Origin of the sequence: Donghicola mangrovi (assembly GCF_013377535.1) — a bacterium.
Taxonomy (GTDB): domain Bacteria; phylum Pseudomonadota; class Alphaproteobacteria; order Rhodobacterales; family Rhodobacteraceae; genus Donghicola; species Donghicola mangrovi.
In genome coordinates this window covers 377,058-392,285 of record NZ_JABCJE010000002.1, presented here as the reverse complement: position 1 = coordinate 392,285, position 15,228 = coordinate 377,058, and the positions used below count along the sequence as shown (strand labels likewise).

Annotated in this window: 12 protein-coding genes; 11 read left to right on the top strand and 1 reads right to left on the bottom strand. The window is 63.7% G+C overall.

The window, feature by feature from the left end; translation table 11 throughout:
* Nucleotides 1-99 precede the first annotated feature (99 nt).
* From chvE to HJ536_RS06350, 11 genes are all read left to right on the top strand, one after another.
* Nucleotides 100-1,152 (top strand): multiple monosaccharide ABC transporter substrate-binding protein, encoded by a 1,053-nt coding sequence (gene chvE, locus HJ536_RS06400; protein ID WP_177157080.1) that lies wholly within the window; start codon nt 100-102, stop codon nt 1,150-1,152.
* Nucleotides 1,153-1,241: 89 nt separating this feature from the next.
* Nucleotides 1,242-2,756, top strand: coding sequence for a multiple monosaccharide ABC transporter ATP-binding protein (gene mmsA / locus HJ536_RS06395; protein ID WP_176855975.1), 1,515 nt, complete (start codon nt 1,242-1,244; stop codon nt 2,754-2,756).
* A 12-nt stretch (nt 2,757-2,768) separates the two neighbouring features.
* Entirely contained in the window at nt 2,769-3,980 is a 1,212-nt protein-coding gene (gene mmsB, locus HJ536_RS06390; protein WP_176855974.1) for a multiple monosaccharide ABC transporter permease, read from the top strand.
* 4 nt (nt 3,981-3,984) lie between these two features.
* Nucleotides 3,985-4,950 (top strand): AraD1 family protein, encoded by a 966-nt coding sequence (araD1, locus tag HJ536_RS06385; protein ID WP_177157079.1) that lies wholly within the window; start codon nt 3,985-3,987, stop codon nt 4,948-4,950.
* Between the two features lie 14 nt (nt 4,951-4,964).
* The gene (gene araD, locus HJ536_RS06380; RefSeq protein WP_177157078.1) at nt 4,965-6,710 is read left to right on the top strand and encodes an L-arabinonate dehydratase; all 1,746 of its coding nucleotides are present in this window, start codon (nt 4,965-4,967) and stop codon (nt 6,708-6,710) included.
* 114 nt (nt 6,711-6,824) lie between these two features.
* Nucleotides 6,825-8,339, top strand: a complete 1,515-nt coding sequence (locus tag HJ536_RS06375) for an aldehyde dehydrogenase (NADP(+)) (RefSeq protein ID WP_177157077.1) — start codon at nt 6,825-6,827, stop codon at nt 8,337-8,339.
* A gap of 3 nt (nt 8,340-8,342) precedes the next feature.
* Nucleotides 8,343-9,221, top strand: a complete 879-nt coding sequence (locus HJ536_RS06370) for a 2-dehydro-3-deoxygalactonokinase (RefSeq protein WP_177157076.1) — start codon at nt 8,343-8,345, stop codon at nt 9,219-9,221.
* Nucleotides 9,221-9,838, top strand: coding sequence for a 2-dehydro-3-deoxy-6-phosphogalactonate aldolase (locus HJ536_RS06365; protein WP_177157075.1), 618 nt, complete (start codon nt 9,221-9,223; stop codon nt 9,836-9,838). Before HJ536_RS06370 ends, HJ536_RS06365 begins: the two co-directional genes overlap by 1 nt.
* A complete protein-coding gene (locus HJ536_RS06360; protein ID WP_177157074.1) occupies nt 9,835-10,707 on the top strand; it encodes an SMP-30/gluconolactonase/LRE family protein in 873 nt (290 codons plus the stop codon). Before HJ536_RS06365 ends, HJ536_RS06360 begins: the two co-directional genes overlap by 4 nt.
* Nucleotides 10,704-11,633 (top strand): Gfo/Idh/MocA family protein, encoded by a 930-nt coding sequence (locus HJ536_RS06355; protein WP_177157073.1) that lies wholly within the window; start codon nt 10,704-10,706, stop codon nt 11,631-11,633. Before HJ536_RS06360 ends, HJ536_RS06355 begins: the two co-directional genes overlap by 4 nt.
* The gene (locus tag HJ536_RS06350; RefSeq protein ID WP_177157072.1) at nt 11,626-12,666 is read left to right on the top strand and encodes an aldose epimerase family protein; all 1,041 of its coding nucleotides are present in this window, start codon (nt 11,626-11,628) and stop codon (nt 12,664-12,666) included. Before HJ536_RS06355 ends, HJ536_RS06350 begins: the two co-directional genes overlap by 8 nt.
* Before the next feature lie 30 nt (nt 12,667-12,696).
* Here HJ536_RS06350 and HJ536_RS06345 read toward each other — a convergent pair whose 3' ends face one another.
* Nucleotides 12,697-15,165 (bottom strand): penicillin acylase family protein, encoded by a 2,469-nt coding sequence (locus HJ536_RS06345; protein WP_177157071.1) that lies wholly within the window; start codon nt 15,163-15,165, stop codon nt 12,697-12,699.
* Between the last annotated feature and the right edge of the window lie 63 nt (nt 15,166-15,228).

Sequence of the window (15,228 nt, the reverse complement as noted above, 5' to 3'; positions counted from 1 at the left end):
TTCTATTGGTATTTGAATGGTATGTCACGCCTGATTACCGTGTGCCCATGGCTTCAGGGCCAGTCGGGCGTGGAGGAACGCCCTAAGGGAGGAACACCGATGAAACTTTTCAAACTCGCGGGTGCGCTCGCGGTCTCTGTCATTGCGCTTGCAGCAGCGGCAGACGCAGCCACTGTCGGCATCTCGATGCCCACCAAATCGTCGTCGCGCTGGATTTCGGACGGCAACTCGATGGTCGAGCAGTTCGGCGCAGCGGGCTATGACACCGACCTGCAATACGCCGAGGATGACATCCCCAACCAGCTGGCCCAGATCGAGAACATGATCACCAAGGGCGTGGACGTTCTGGTCATTGCAGCGATCGACGGCACCACCCTGTCGAACGCACTGGGCAACGCGGCCGCGTCGGGCATCAAGGTTATCGCCTATGACCGCCTGATCCGTGACAGCGGCGACGTGGACTACTACGCGACCTTCGACAACTTCAAAGTCGGCGTGCAGCAGGCGACCAGCATCGTGGACGGCCTCAAAGAGCGTTTCGGCGATGGCCCCTATAACGTTGAACTGTTCGGCGGCTCGCCCGACGACAACAACGCCTACTTCTTCTACAATGGCGCCATGAGCGTTCTGCAGCCCCTGATCGACGCGGGCACCATCGTGGTACAGTCGGGCCAGATGGGCATGGACAAAGTCGGCACCCTGCGTTGGGACGGTGCGGTCGCTCAGGCGCGCATGGATAACATCCTGTCCGCAAACTACACCGACAAAGAAGTCCACGGCGTTCTGTCGCCCTATGACGGTCTGTCGATCGGTATTCTGTCCTCGCTCAAGGGCGTTGGCTATGGCTCGGGCGATCTGAAGATGCCGATCGTGTCGGGTCAGGACGCCGAGATCCCCTCGGTCAAGTCGATCCTCGCGGGCGAGCAGTATTCGACCGTATTCAAAGACACCCGCACTCTGGCAGGCGTGACCGTGAAAATGGTGGACGCAATGCTGCAGGGCAAAGAACCCGAGATCAACGACACCAGCACCTATGACAACGGCGTCAAAGTCGTTCCGTCCTACCTGCTGGAGCCGGTCCCCGTTGACGCAAGCAACTGGGAAGAGATCCTGATCGGCTCGGGTTACTACACCGCAGACCAGATCAAGTAATCCCTCCCAAGGGTCGGGCCGCCTGCGTCCGCACGGGATGCGGGCGGCCTTTTCATTCCAGAACTCCCAGACAGACAAGGTACGGCCTCATGTCGATCCTCCTCGAGATGCGAGAGATCACCAAGGAGTTTCCCGGCGTCAAAGCCCTGGATCGTGTGAACCTTCGGGTGGCCGAAGGCGAAATCCACGCGATCTGCGGCGAAAACGGCGCGGGCAAGTCCACCCTCATGAAGGTGCTGTCCGGCGTGTATCCGGCCGGCTCTTATGACGGCGAAATCCATTATGACGGCCAGTTGGCCGAATTCCGCAACCTGCGCGACAGCGAAAACCGTGGCATCGTAATCATCCACCAAGAGCTGGCCTTGGTGCCGGAACTGTCGATCGCGGAAAACCTGTTCATCGGGAACGAACGCGCGCAGCGGGGCGTGATGAACTGGCACGAGACCTTTCAGCAGACAGAGCAACTGCTGAAAAAGGTCGGGCTCAAGGACTCTCCCGGCACGCAGGTCGACAAGATCGGCGTCGGCAAACAGCAGCTGGTCGAGATCGCCAAAGCACTGGCCAAGGACGTGCGCCTGCTGATTTTGGACGAACCCACCGCCGCGCTCCAGGAAAACGACAGCCGCAAGCTGCTGGACCTGATGCTGGAGCTAAAGGCGCAGGGCGTCACCTGCATCATCATCAGCCACAAGTTGAACGAAGTCCGCTATGTCGCTGATACCGTTACCGTTATTCGCGATGGCATGACCGTATCCACGCTGGATGCCAAGGGCCTGTCCGAGGACGACATCGTCCGCGACATGGTGGGCCGCGACATGTCCAACCGCTATCCCGAGCGCGACCGCCGCGCCGGTGACATGCTGCTGGAGGTCGAAGGTTGGAACGTCTGGCACCCCGAACACGCCGAACGCCAAGTGATCGACGACATCAGCTTTAACGTCCGCGCAGGCGAGGTTGTGGGCATCGCAGGCCTCATGGGCTCTGGCCGCACGGAACTGGCCATGTCGATCTTTGGCCGCAGCTGGGGGCGCAACATCAGCGGCACCGCGCGGCTCAAGGGGACCACTGTCGATCTGTCCACCGTGGACCGCGCAATCAAGGCGGGCCTCGCCTATGTGACCGAGGACCGCAAATCGCTGGGCCTTATTTTGGACGAGACGATCCGGTTCAACACCACGCTCGCGAACCTCGAGGAGGTCTCGACCAAGGGCGTGTTGGACCAGAACGACGAAACCCGCGCCGCCGAGCATTACCGTCAGGCCCTGCGCACCCGCACCCCCAGCGTCTTCCAAAAGGTGGGGAACCTGTCGGGTGGCAACCAGCAGAAGGTTGTCTTGGGCAAATGGCTGTTCACGGGACCAGAGGTTCTGATCCTCGACGAGCCGACCCGCGGCATCGACGTGGGCGCGAAATACGAAATCTACGCGATCATCAACGAGCTGTCCGCCCAAGGCAAAGGCGTGGTCATGATCAGCTCTGAAATGCCCGAGCTACTGGGCATGTGCGATCGCATCTACGTCATGAACGAAGGGGCCTTTGTCGGGGAACTGCCCGCCGCCGAGGCCAGCCAGGAGCGCATCATGTCGCTCATCGTCACGGAATAAGGGAACACCGGAATGACGAGCAATTCCAATGGCCTGAAGGCCTATCTTTCCGCCCACATGAAGGACTATGGCCTTCTGTTCGCGCTGATCGCCATTATGGCGTTTTTCCAGATCGTGACCGATGGCACGCTCATGCGGCCGGTGAACATCACCAACCTGTTCCTGCAAAACAGCTACATCATCGTGATGGCGCTGGGGATGCTGATCGTGATTGTGGCGGGCCATATCGACCTGTCCGTGGGCTCGGTCATGGGGTTTGTCGGCGCGCTGGCGGCGGTGATGATCGTCCAGTACCACATTCCCGTCTGGGTCACGATCCCGCTGTGCATCGTGCTGGGGGGCCTGATCGGCGCCGCGCAGGGCTACTGGGTGGCCTTCTGGAAAATCCCGTCCTTTATCGCCACGCTGGCGGGGATGCTGGTGTTCCGCGGCGCGTCCCTGTGGCTGCTCGAGGGGCAGTCCGTGGGCCCGTTCCCCCAAAGCTTCCAGATCCTGTCCACCGGTTTTGTGGGCGACATCTTCCCGACCGCGCTGACCGCGCCGATCGCGGAAATGGTGGGCTCGCGCAACTTCAACCTGCTGTGCCTTGCGGTCGGAGCGATTGCCTCGGGCGTGATCATCTCGATCGGGTTGCGCCAGCAGGCACGGGGCCGCGCTTATGGCATCGAAGGGGAACCCACCGCGTTCTTCTGGGGCCGTAACATCATCGTCGTGGGCGCCCTGATGTTCCTGACGTTCAAGCTGGCGACCTTCCGCGGGCTGCCGAACGTGCTGGTGACCATGGGCCTCTTGATCGTGCTCTATGCCTTTGTGACCGAGAAAACCGTCATTGGCCGCCGCATCTATGCGCTGGGGGGCAACGAAAAGGCCGCCCGCCTGTCGGGGATCAAAACCGAACGCCTGACGTTCCTGGCCTTTGTGAACATGGGCGTGCTGGCGGCGCTGGGGGGCCTGATCTTTGCCGCCCGTCTGAACACCGCCACCCCCAAGGCCGGTTTCGGGCTGGAACTGGACGTGATCGCGGCGGTCTTTATCGGCGGCGCATCGATGTCCGGCGGCTCGGGCAAGATCGTCGGCGCGGTGGTCGGGGCCTTTATCATGGGCGTGATGAACAACGGCATGTCCATCGTCGGGATCGGCATCGACTATCAGCAGATGATCAAAGGTCTGGTGCTGCTGGCCGCTGTGATCTTCGACGTCTACAACAAACAGAAACAGGCGTAATCCCATGCACTTGTCTGAACTGATCGCCGGAGGTGTCATCGTTCGCAACGGCGATGACGCCCGCCTGATCCCCGCCATCAAAACCGTCTATGGTCTGGCCGAACTGGCCGTGAACAAGGGCTGCAAAATCGCCGATGTCATCCCCGACGGGGGCGAGGCTGTGGACTTGGCCGAACTGGCCGCGAACGGGAAACTGGACGTGCCCTGCCGCCACCCCGAACCCGCGCGGATGTACCTGTGCGGCACCGGCCTGACCCACCTCGGGTCGGCTTCGACCCGCAACGCGATGCACGCGCAAACGCAGGAACACGTGTCGGACTCGATGAAAATGTTCCAGATGGGTGTTGAGGGCGGCAAACCCGCCGATGGCGAGATCGGCGCGCAGCCCGAGTGGTTCTACAAAGGGCCGGGCACCGAGGCTGTCGCCCCCGGTGAGCCGCTCCTCAGCCCCGGTTTCGCACTGGATGGCGGCGAGGAGCCCGAGATCGCAGGGTTTTACCTGATCGGCGCGGACGGCACTCCGAACCGCATCGGCTTTACCCAGTCGAACGAATTCTCCGACCACGTGACCGAGCGGATCAACTACCTGTTTCTGGCCCATTCCAAACTGCGTCCGGCGTCCTTTGGCCCCGAACTTCTGGTCGGCGAACTACCCCGCCATATCGAGGGCCGCAGCCGGATCATTCGCGGGGACGAGGTGATCTTTGATCAACCCTTCCTGTCGGGCGAAGACAACATGTCCCACACGATTGCGAACCTTGAACACCATCACTTCAAATACGCGCCGTTCCGGCGGGCAGGGGATCTGCACGTCCACATGTTCGGCACCGCGACCCTGTCCTTTGGCGCGGGCGTAAAGACCCAAGACGGCGATGTGTTCGAAATCAGCGCGCCTGCCTTTGGCCAACCCCTGCGCAATCCCCTGAAAACCTTGGCCGATACCGGCCTTATCACCACCAAACAGCTGTAACCCAGAGGCTAGACATGTCCGAGTTCACTCCCGCCCCGTGGCCCCGCCGCCTGCGCTCGCAAGAGTGGTATGCGGGCAATTCGCGCGACACGATCTATCACCGTGGTTGGCTGAAAAACCAAGGCTACCCCCACGATCTCTTCGACGGGCGCCCCATTATCGGCATCCTGAACACATGGTCGGACCTGACCCCCTGCAACGGCCACCTGCGCGAACTGTCGGAAAAGGTGAAGGCTGGCATTTGGGAGGCTGGCGGCTTTCCGGTCGAAGTGCCTGTGTTCAGCGCGTCCGAGAACACCTTCCGCCCCACGGCGATGATGTTCCGCAACCTCGCGGCCTTGGCGATCGAGGAAACCATCCGCGGCCAGCCCATCGACGGCGCAGTCCTGCTGGTGGGCTGTGACAAGACCACTCCCAGCCTGATGATGGCAGCCGCATCCTGCGATATCCCGTCCATCGTGGTGACCGGCGGGCCGATGCTGAACGGCTATTTCCGCGGGGAACGCGTGGGCAGCGGCACCCATCTGTGGAAATTCTCGGAGATGGTGAAGGCCGGGGAAATGACGCAGGAGGAATTCCTTGAGGCCGAGCAGAGCATGTCCCGCTCCTCTGGCACTTGCAACACGATGGGAACGGCCAGCACCATGGCCTCGATGGCCGAGGCGTTGGGCATGGCCATGTCCGGCAACGCGGCTATTCCTGCCGTGGACAGCCGCCGCCGCGTCATGGCGCAACTGTCGGGCCGCCGCATCGTGCAGATGGTCAAGGACGACCTGAAGCCCTCGGATATCATGACCAAAGAGGCGTTCGAGAACGCGATCCGCTGCAACGGCGCGATTGGCGGCTCGACCAACGCGGTGATCCACCTGCTGGCAATCGCGGGCCGTGTGGGCGTGGACCTGACGCTGGACGACTGGGACCGCTGCGGGCGCGACGTGGCGACGATTGTGAACCTGATGCCCTCTGGCAAGTACCTGATGGAAGAGTTCTTCTACGCGGGCGGTTTACCTGTGGTCCTGAAACGCTTGGGCGAGGGGGGGCAACTGCACAAAGACGCCCTGACCGTGTCCGGCAAGACCATGTGGGACGAGGTTAGGGACGTTCAGAACCACAACGAAGACGTCATTCTGCCGCTGGATCAGGCGCTGACCCAGCAGGGCGGCATCGCGGTGGTGCGCGGAAACCTTGCGCCCAACGGGGCGGTGCTAAAACCTTCGGCCGCCAGCCCGCATCTGCTACAACATCGTGGCCGTGCGGTCGTGTTCGAAGATATCGACGACTACAAGGCCAAGATCGAAAACCCCGATCTGGATATCGACGAAACCTGCGTGATGGTCCTTAAGAACTGCGGCCCCAAGGGCTATCCGGGCATGGCCGAGGTCGGGAACATGGGCCTGCCGCCCAAGGTTCTGAAGAAAGGCATCACCGATATGGTCCGCATCTCGGACGCCCGCATGTCGGGGACGGCCTATGGCACCGTGGTCCTGCACACCTCGCCCGAGGCCGCAGCCGGTGGCCCGCTGGCCGTGGTGCGCGACGGGGACATGATCGAGCTCGATGTGCCGAACCGCCGTCTGCATCTGGATATTTCCGATGAGGAACTGGCAGCGCGTCTGGCCGAGTGGGCTCCGAACCACGAGCAAGCGGGCAGCGGTTACGCATGGCTGCATCAGGCACATGTGCAGGGCGCCGACACTGGTGCGGATCTTGATTTCCTGAAAGGGTGCCGTGGCAACGCTGTCGGGAAAGACAGTCACTGAGATCGCCTCTGGCTGGGGGAGTTTGCCTCCGGCGGGAGTATTTTGAGCAAAGAAGAATGATGGAGTGCGCGGGGATCGGGGTTTGGGACCGGTGGCCCGTGCGGAGGAGACGAGATGGGATTTCAAGCACACGGCAAGCATTTGATCGCTGGCGAGTGGGTGGGTTCGGACAAGGTGTTTGTCAGTGAGCCTGCGCACGGGACCACGTTCGAGTATTCGGTTGGTACGCCCGAATTGGTGGAACAGGCCTGCGCAGCGGCCGAGGAAGCGTTCTGGGAGTTCGGCTATTCGAGCCGCGAGGAACGCGCAGTTTTCCTTGAGGCGATTGCCGAGGAGATTGATGCGCGGGGCGATTTGATCACCGAGATCGGGTGCTCCGAGACCGGTTTGCCCGAGGCGCGTTTGGTGGGCGAGCGGGGGCGGACGGTTGGTCAGCTTCGTTTGTTCGCGAGCCATATTCGCGCGGGGGACTATCTGGATCGCCGCTATGATGCGGCGCTGCCGGAACGGGCGCCTTTGCCGCGGCCTGACCTGCGGATGATGCAGCGGCCCATCGGGCCGGTGGCAGTCTTCGGGGCGTCGAACTTCCCGCTCGCGTTCAGTGTGGCGGGCGGGGATACCGCGTCGGCACTGGCGGCCGGTTGTCCCGTGGTGGTCAAGGGTCACAGTGCCCATCCCGGCACCGGCGAGGTGGTGGCCGAGGCGATCCACGCCGCGATCCAGCGCTGCGGTTTGCCCAAGGGCGTGTTCAGCCTGATCCAGGGGGGCAAGCGCGATGTGGGCACGGCATTGGTCCAGCATCCGCTCATCAAGGCAGTTGGCTTTACCGGATCGCTGGGTGGCGGTCGGGCGCTGTTTGACCTTTGTGCGCAGCGCGATGAACCCATTCCGTTCTTTGGCGAACTTGGGTCGGTGAACCCGATGTTCATGCTGCCTTCGGCTGTCGCCAGCCGCGGGGCGGCGCTTGGTGAGGCGTGGGCCGGATCGTTGACCATGGGCGCAGGCCAGTTCTGCACCAACCCCGGAATTGCGGTCGTGCTGGAGGGCCCCGAGGGCGAGGCCTTTGCCGAAGCGACCCGTTCGGCCCTGTCGGAAAGCGGCGCTCAGGTCATGCTGACCGATGGGATTGCGGCGGCCTACCGCGATGGCGCGGCGCGGATGCAAGGGGCACCCGGGGTGCAGGAAATGCTGACCTCGATGTGCGATACCCGTCAGGCGAAACCGTTCCTGTTCCGCGTCTCGGCCGAGGATTGGCTGGGGAACCACGTGTTGAGCGAAGAGGTCTTCGGGCCTTTGGGCTTGGTCGTTGTGGCCAAGGACGAGGCGCAGATGATCGCCGTTGCCAAATCGTTCGTCGGTCAGTTGACCGCGACCCTGCACATGGATGACAGCGATGCCGCATTGGCCCGCCGCCTGCTGCCGGTGCTGGAGCGCAAGGCAGGCCGAGTTCTGGCCAACGGCTTCCCCACGGGGGTCGAGGTTTGCGACAGCATGGTGCACGGCGGACCCTATCCGGCGTCCACCAACTTTGGTGCGACCTCCGTCGGCACCCTGTCCATCCGCCGCTGGCTGCGCCCCGTCTGCTATCAGAACATCCCTGCCTCCGTCCTGCCGGACGATGTGGCCTGAGCGATGCAAACGCCTGACTGGATAGCGGTAGATTGGGGCACGACCCATCTGCGCGCTTGGGCGATGAAAGGGGCTGACGTTCTGGCCGAGGCCCATTCCGATCAAGGGATGGGCAAGCTGGAGCGGCACCAGTTCGAACCGGCGCTTCTGGCGCTGGTGGAGGGATGGCTGGGGCAGGGCGTGACGCCTGTGCTGGCCTGCGGCATGGTCGGCGCGCGTCAGGGCTGGCAAGAGGCGCCCTATCGCAGGGTGCCTTGCGGTCCCGTGGACGCTGCCGATCTGGTGCAGGTGGAAACAGCTGATCCCCGCCTTGACGTGCAAATCGTGGCGGGGCTGGCGCAGCCCGACCCAGCGGATGTCATGCGCGGCGAAGAGGTTCAGATCGCCGGTTTTCTGGCGCAGCAGCCCGAGTTTGAGGGGCTGATCCTGCTGCCCGGCACGCACTCCAAACACGTCTGGATCAAAGGTGGCACCGTCACGCGGTTTAGCACCCATATGACGGGCGAGTTGTTTGCGTTGCTCTGCCAACACTCGATCCTGCGCCATTCCGTGGCAGAGGGCGCGCCGCAGCCCGATGCCTTTGCGCTTGGCGTGCGCACCGGGGCCAACGGCCAGGCCTTGGCGACCCTGTTTTCCATTCGCGCCAGCGGGTTGGTCGGGCAGGCTGATCCGGTGGCCGAACGAGCGCGGCTCTCCGGTCTGTTGATCGGGGCGGAATTGGCGGATGTTCCGTCGGGCACGCCAGTGACTGTGATTGGCAGCGGCGCGCTGACGGACCTCTATCTGGCGGCGGCCGCGCAACTGGATCTGAACGCCACGGCGCAGGACGGGGCCAATCTGGTTCTGGCGGGGCTTACTCAAATCTACCTTCAGGGGGCGTAATGACCCAACGCAACATCATCGCAATCCTGCGCGGGATCACGCCGGCCGAGGCCGGAGCCGCCGCCGAAACCCTAGTCGCGGCGGGCATCACCACCATCGAAGTGCCGCTGAATTCGCCTGACCCTTTTGTGTCCATCCGAGAGATGGCAGACCGCGTGGGGCAGGTGGCTGTGATCGGGGCAGGCACCGTTCTGACCCCCGAAGATGTGGCCCGCGTGGCCGAGGCAGGCGGCACACTGGTCGTTTCCCCCGACACCAACCCCGATGTGATCCGCGCCACCCGCGCGGCGGGCATGGAAAGCTGGCCGGGCGTCTTTACCCCGACCGAAGCGTTCACCGCCCTGCGTAGCGGCGCAACCGGGTTGAAACTGTTCCCGGGCTCGATGGCTGGCCCCTCGGGGCTGAAGGCGATGCGGGCCGTTCTGCCCGTGGGCACGCAGGTCTATGCGGTCGGCGGCGCTGGCCCCGAGAATTTCGGGGAATGGTTCGCGGCGGGGGCGGATGGCTTTGGCATCGGGACGGCCCTCTATACCCCCGGCATGTACTTGGCGCAGATCGCGGAGCGTGCGGCCAAGGTGGTCGCGGCCTATGACGCCGCCAAAGGGGTCAACCGATGACCGCTTTCGACACCACCATTTGCGCATTGGGCGAAGGGGCGCTGTGGCACCCCCTGAGGCAAGAGCTGTTCTGGTTCGACATCACCGGAAAGCGTCTGCTGCGCAAGGGGAGCGGGCCGACCACCGTCCACCACCTGCCCGAGATGCACTCGGCTGCCGCGTGGATCGACGAAAATCGCCTGCTGGTCGCCTCTGAAACCGCCCTGTGGGAGATGGAGATCGACACCGGCACCCGCACCCGCCTGATCGCGCTAGAGGATGACAACCCGATTACCCGCTCCAATGACGGGCGATGTGACCCTTGGGGGGGCTTCTGGATCGGGACGATGGGCAAATCCGCCGAAGAGGGCGCTGGTGCCATCTATCGCTATGCCCACGGGGAATTGCGGCGGCTCTATGCGCTGATCTCGATCCCGAACGCCATGTGCTTTGACCGCGGGCGAGGCTGCGCCTATTTCGCAGATACGGCGGCGGGCAAGCTTTATCGGGTCAGTGTGGATGCGATGGGATGGCCCGAAGGGGAGCCCAAAGTGCTGGTGGATTTCGCCAAACATGGGCTCAACCCTGATGGGGCGGTGGTGCTGGCCGATGGGCGGCTTGCAGTGGCCCTGTGGGGCGCCTCCGCTGTGGTGATGGTGGACCATGATGGCACACTTGGGGATCGCATCGCACTGCCCGCGCCCCATGTCACCTGTCCGGCGATGGGCGGGGCGGATTGCACCACGCTCTACTGCACCTCGGCCACCGAGGGGATGGACGCAGACGCCCTGAGCGCCGCGCCCTTGGCCGGAGCCACCTTTGCTATTGAGGGCGCGCCAATGGGCCTGCCCGAACCCGCTTTCCCTTTGCCGACCGGAGGCACCCGATGACTGACCCGATTTCACTGGCGCTTGTGGGCCTTGGAACCATCGCGCGGAACCAGCACCTGCCGTCTTTGGCTGACACCCCCACGCTGGCGCTCAAGGCGATTGCCAGCCGGAACGCGGGGCTGGACGGGCTGCCAAGCTATCATGACATCGACGCCCTGCTGGGGGCCGAGCCGGATATTCAGGCGATCTCTCTTTGTACGCCGCCCCAAGGGCGCTTTGATCAGGCCGCTGCCGCCATCCGCGCCCGTCGCCACGTGATGCTGGAGAAACCGCCCGGCGCTTCGGTCGCCGAGGTTCAGGCGCTGGCCGACATGGCCCGCGCGGCTGGGGTGACCCTCTTTGCCACGTGGCACTCGCGCGAGGCGGCCTCGGTCGAGCAAGCCCGCGAGATGTTGCGGGACGCCACCATCACCTCGGTCCAGATCGACTGGAAAGAGGACGTGCGTCACTGGCATCCCGGGCAGGAGTGGATCTGGCAACCCGGGGGCTTGGGCGTGTTCGATCCGGGCATCAACGCGCTGTCGATCCTGACCCGCATCATGCCAGAGCCCGTGCATGTGACCGCCGCCAGCCTCGAGGTGCCCGCCAACAAGCAGGCCCCGATCGGTGCCACGATGGAGATGGTCAGCGCCTCGGGCATTCCGGTCAGCGCGGTGTTCGACTGGCGGCAGACCGGCCCCCAGACGTGGGACATCATCGTGGAAACCACTGCGGGCACGATCACCCTGCGGAACGGCGGTGCGCAACTCTTCGAGGGGGACATCCAACTGGTTCAGGCCGAGGATACCGAGTACCGCCGCCTCTATGCGCGGTTCGCGGAACTGATCGCGGCAGGCCAGTCGGACGTGGACCTGTCGCCCTTGCAACTGGTGGCCGATGCCTTCCTCTTGGGCGAGCGGATCGAGGTCGCGCCCTTTCATGAGTGACGCGCCCCGCATATTCGGCCACCTGCCAGACGGGGACGCGGTTTCTGCCGTGACCCTGCGGGCGGGGGCTGCGGAGATGACGGTGATCACCCTTGGCGCGGCGGTCCAGAGCCTGCTGCTGCCCGACCGCGACGGGATGATCGACGACATCGTGTTGGGGCATGACGATCTGGCGGGCTATGTCGCCCATCGCAAGAATTTCGGCGCGACCGTGGGCCGTGTCGCCAACCGCATCGCGGGCGGACGGTTCAGCTTGGACGGTCAGGAATACGCGCTGCCCCAGAACAACGGCACCAACACGCTGCACGGGGGGCCGATGGGGTTCGACCGGCTGAACTGGCGGATTACGACGCTGGAGGATGCCTCGGTCACCTTGCAGGTGGACAGCCCCGACGGGGACCAAGGCTTCCCCGGAAATGTGACCGCGCAGGTGGAGTACACCCTGACCCAAGAGGCCGAAGGCACCGTGCTGGACATCCGCTATCACGCCACAACGGACGCGCCGACACCGCTTGCGATGACCCATCACAGCTACTTTGCGCTGGTGGGGCACGGGGCCTTGGCCGAGCGGCCCGACAGTGCGCTGGACTATGTGCTGACCGTGCCTGCGGATCGCTATCTACCCACGGACGAAAGCCAGATCCCCATCGGGCCAGCCCCTGTGGGCGCGACACCGTTCGATTTCCGCGAGGGGCGCAGGTGCAGCACCGCCATGCGCGCCGGTGCCCTGAGCGGTTATGACCATTGCCTGTGCCTGACCGAGGGGCGCGCGATCCTCTATGATCCGACCTCAGGTCGGCGGATGCGCCTGAGCACCGACCAGAAGGGCTTGCAGGTCTATACCAGCAACCATTTCGACGGGACAGTCGTGGGCAAGGGGCGCGTTTACCAGCCCCATGACGCCATCTGTATGGAGCCTCAGGCGTGGCCCAACGCGGTGAACATGGACCCGAACATCTGCCCCTGCGATGTGATCGTGCGGCCCGACAAACCCTATGAGGCGCGGATCACCCTGACCTTCGACACCGAATGAAAAAGGCCCGCGCGATGCGGGCCTTGGTCTTTATTGCGGGGTGATGTGCGTGATCCCGAGGTTCGCCGCGCGGGCCAGTTCGGGGTCCAGCGACATGGGCACATATTCCCCAAGCCGCCAGCGCACCCCCAGATCGTCGTAGTGACGCGACAGGAAGTGGCCCGATTGGCCGGTGGACGTGACAAACACCGAGCTTTCGGGATCGGCAAAGTCATAAACTCCGCGATACCCCGCCCCGTGCACGTTCAAGAAGGGGTCTTTACCCGTGCCTTTGGTCAGGCCGCGCAGCAGGGTATCGTCGCCGCCGCTGGTGCTCTGGTGGATGTTGACGAAGTATTTCAGCACCGGAATTTCCCCCAACACCTGATGGTCATGGGTGGCAAGGTGCGCATCGCCCCAACGCAGGCTCTGCAGTTTCGAGCCATAGGTTTCACTGATCCAGACCAGCGCATCGTCCAGCGCCAGTTGGGCCATCTGTGCACAGGTCTCGGTGGTTTCGGACTGGCGCACATCGCACCACTGGGACGCGCCGTCGATGTTGCGGAACACGCGCTCGATAAACAGCGGCTCCACATGGTGGAAGCGATTGGCAAGCGGCCCCAGATCGTCGCGGATCAGGCGGTCTTGCAGGGCGCGCACCCACGCCGAATAGATCAGCGGTTCGGGCATATGCTCGTTCATCTCGCCGTTCCAGTCGGCCAGCATTTGCAGGGCGATCTGGCGAGTGCGTTCCTTGGTGCCTTCGGGGGCGGCCTCGCCGGTGAACCACAGGTCTGCGCCGATCAGCGGCAGAAGGGTCCGCGCGGTGACCGAAACGGTATCGAGCTGCGCCTCGATAAAGCTTTCGCGGGTGTGGACCTTGCGCGCCTGCATCAGGCGCTGGAAGCGCTGGATGCGCTCTGTATCGCCCCACTCAAAGGAAACATGCTCGGGGAAGGGACGATCCACCATCTTGTTGTTGGTGTTGCCCAGAATGCCGCCCTCGGGGTTCAGGAATTCGGGGTTCACGCTGCGATAGTCGAACCGCCCGCGCCAACGGTTGCGCGACAGCCAACCGGGGCTCGGCATCCGGCCCTCGCTCTGGTGGTTGGCTTGGCGGCGGGGCATGGCGCCGATCAGCTTCATCCCGATATTGCCCTGCGCATCCGCCAAGGACAGGTTCTGCGCGGGGGCAATGTAATCCTCGCCCGCGTCGATGGCGGCGGGGACAGATTTGGCGGTCATGATCTTGTAGGCCGCACTGAACGAGGTGTCGTGCGGGGTCAGCATCGTCCACGCCAAAGCCGCCACATGCCCGCGCGGGGTGATCGAGCCGATGCTATAGTGATCGGGCGGCATCACGGGGCCGTTGCGGGTCCAGCGCAGGGTAAAGGTCTGGGGGGCCTGATCTTTGATCCGGATGATCGTGGGGCGCTCGGTAAAGGGTTCGAACCCTTTGTCGGTGCGGTATTCGTTGGGGTTATCGGGGTTCAGTTCCTCGATATAGAGGTCCTGATCATCCAGATAGGCCGAGGTCACGCCCCAACCCAGCTTCTCGCTGCGGCCCGACAGGATGATCGGAATGCCCGGAATGGTGCCGCCGATCACGCCGCCCGATTGCAGCTCCAGCCGCGCCAGATACCAGATGGTCGGCGCGCTGAAGCCCAGATGTGGGTCGTTGGCCAAGAGGGCGCCGCCCGCCGCCGAGCGTGTATCACTGGCGACAAAGGCGTTCGAGGCTCCGGCAAAGTCCATCTCGTTGAACGGGGACAGGGGATTGGTGTCGGGCTCATAGGAGGCGAATTTCGGCAGGTCGGTCTGATCGAACAGCGCGGCATAGGCGGGCAGGGCGGCGATGCCCTCGCCGGGGACGTCGGGCAGGATGTCCTTGACCCGCTCGGGCGTCAGCGCCATCGAGATTTGTGCGCGCAGAACCTCGGCCTCCAGATGGCCGGACAACTGGACCGACATCAGCTTCATGATGGCAAGGGAATCCGCGGGCGTCCAAGGGGCGATCTGTGCGGGGAACAGGAACATCTCGGGGGTGCCGCGCCCCAGCGCCTTTTCGTTGATCTCGCGCAGGCGGGCGTTCACACCGGCCGCATAGCCGGTCAGAGCCTCAAGCGCCTCGGGGGTTTGCGCCTCGACCGAGGCGGTGGCCAGCGAATAAAGGTCGAGTTGACGCATCAACTGGTCGACCTTGAGCGTGCGGTCCCCGAACAGTTCGGACAGGCGGCCTTGGGCGGTGCGGCGCATCATGAACATCTGCCACAGACGGTCCTGCGCCTCGGCATAGCCAAGCCCGAAGAACACGTCATAATCGTTCTGCGCAAAGATATGAGGCACCGCGGCAGTATCGCGGACGATCTCGATCGGGCCATGCGCACCCGATAGCTGGATGTTCTGTTCGTAATCAGGAAGCGAACGCGCCGCCAGGTAGTAGATCGCTACAACCAGCACCGTACACAGCGCCACCAGGGCGACAGTGATACGCAAAAGCCACGTAAATACTCGCTTCATCGTTACCTCTTTTGTTGACCGGCGCGCATTCCGGCTTAGGAAGGTGTGTTAGACGCCAAACAG

What these genes read in the sequence shown, in the direction of transcription:
- chvE (WP_177157080.1), top strand. Translation starts at nt 100, where the DNA reads ATGAAACTTTTCAAACTCGCGGGTGCGCTCGCGGTCTCTGTCATTGCG.
- mmsA (WP_176855975.1), top strand. Translation starts at nt 1,242, where the DNA reads ATGTCGATCCTCCTCGAGATGCGAGAGATCACCAAGGAGTTTCCCGGC.
- mmsB (WP_176855974.1), top strand. Translation starts at nt 2,769, where the DNA reads ATGACGAGCAATTCCAATGGCCTGAAGGCCTATCTTTCCGCCCACATG.
- araD1 (WP_177157079.1), top strand. Translation starts at nt 3,985, where the DNA reads ATGCACTTGTCTGAACTGATCGCCGGAGGTGTCATCGTTCGCAACGGC.
- araD (WP_177157078.1), top strand. Translation starts at nt 4,965, where the DNA reads ATGTCCGAGTTCACTCCCGCCCCGTGGCCCCGCCGCCTGCGCTCGCAA.
- HJ536_RS06375 (WP_177157077.1), top strand. Translation starts at nt 6,825, where the DNA reads ATGGGATTTCAAGCACACGGCAAGCATTTGATCGCTGGCGAGTGGGTG.
- HJ536_RS06370 (WP_177157076.1), top strand. Translation starts at nt 8,343, where the DNA reads ATGCAAACGCCTGACTGGATAGCGGTAGATTGGGGCACGACCCATCTG.
- HJ536_RS06365 (WP_177157075.1), top strand. Translation starts at nt 9,221, where the DNA reads ATGACCCAACGCAACATCATCGCAATCCTGCGCGGGATCACGCCGGCC.
- HJ536_RS06360 (WP_177157074.1), top strand. Translation starts at nt 9,835, where the DNA reads ATGACCGCTTTCGACACCACCATTTGCGCATTGGGCGAAGGGGCGCTG.
- HJ536_RS06355 (WP_177157073.1), top strand. Translation starts at nt 10,704, where the DNA reads ATGACTGACCCGATTTCACTGGCGCTTGTGGGCCTTGGAACCATCGCG.
- HJ536_RS06350 (WP_177157072.1), top strand. Translation starts at nt 11,626, where the DNA reads ATGAGTGACGCGCCCCGCATATTCGGCCACCTGCCAGACGGGGACGCG.
- HJ536_RS06345 (WP_177157071.1), bottom strand. Translation starts at nt 15,165, where the DNA reads ATGAAGCGAGTATTTACGTGGCTTTTGCGTATCACTGTCGCCCTGGTG.